This window comes from Pseudomonas sp. Sample_9, from assembly GCF_004307535.1.
In the GTDB taxonomy this organism is placed as follows: Bacteria; Pseudomonadota; Gammaproteobacteria; order Pseudomonadales; family Pseudomonadaceae; genus Aquipseudomonas; species Aquipseudomonas mercuritolerans.
Map to the genome: position 1 here is coordinate 1 of NZ_RAZO01000113.1, position 890 is coordinate 890.

The 890-nt window shown below is 62.6% G+C and carries 1 protein-coding gene; it reads right to left on the bottom strand.

The annotated features are described in order from the left end of the window. Positions 1 to 684: 16S rRNA (uracil(1498)-N(3))-methyltransferase (locus tag D6877_RS05930; RefSeq protein WP_130910167.1), on the bottom strand; the 684-nt coding region annotated here is incomplete at its 3' end. Between the last annotated feature and the right edge of the window lie 206 nt (positions 685 to 890).

The following is an 890-nucleotide window of genomic DNA, read 5'->3' on the forward strand; positions in this document are numbered from 1 at the left end:
CGCCACCACCGGCGCAGTCTCGGTGCGCAGCACCCGTGGGCCGAGGCGGGCGGCGTGGAAGCCATTGCCTTTGGCCTGCTCGACTTCGCCGTCCGTCAGGCCACCTTCCGGCCCGATCAGGAACGCCAGCGTCTCCGGTTTGGCATGACTCACCAGCGGCTCTGCCACCGGATGCAGCACCAGTTTCAATTCGGCTTCGGTCTGCTTGAGCCAGTCCGCCAGCAACACCGGCGGATGAATCACCGGCACCCGTGAACGCCCGCACTGTTCGCAGGCACTGATCGCCACTTGGCGCCAATGCAGCAAGCGCTTGTCGGCGCGTTCGTCCTTGAGCCGCACTTCGCAGCGTTCGCTGAAGATTGGGGTGATTTCCGTGACGCCCAGTTCGGTGGCTTTCTGAATCGCCCAGTCCATGCGCTCGCCCCGGGACAGGCCCTGGCCGAGGTGGATCTGCAGTGGCGATTCGATTTGCCCGGCGAATTGCTCGTCGATCTGCACGACCACGCGTTTCTTGCCGACATCCACCAAGGACCCGCGAAACTCATGGCCGGAACCGTCGAACAACTGCACCGCATCGCCTTCGGCCATGCGCAGTACGCGGCTGATGTAATGCGCCTGGGCTTCTGGCAGTTCGTGTTCGCCAGTGCTCAGCGGGGCGTCGATAAAGAAGCGGGACAGTCTCATTTCGGGTCTCTGGAAAGATATGAATCAGTTGGATCGGTGTCGACTTCATTCGCGAGCAGGCTCGCTCCCACACTTGAAATGCATTCCCCTGTGGGAGCGAGCCTGCTCGCGAAAGCGGTAGTCCAGCCACCGCAAATCTGAAGCAAGGCGAATCAGCCCGGGTCGCGGAATCCCGGATGGAAGTCTTTCGGCACCGCCACGCTGAC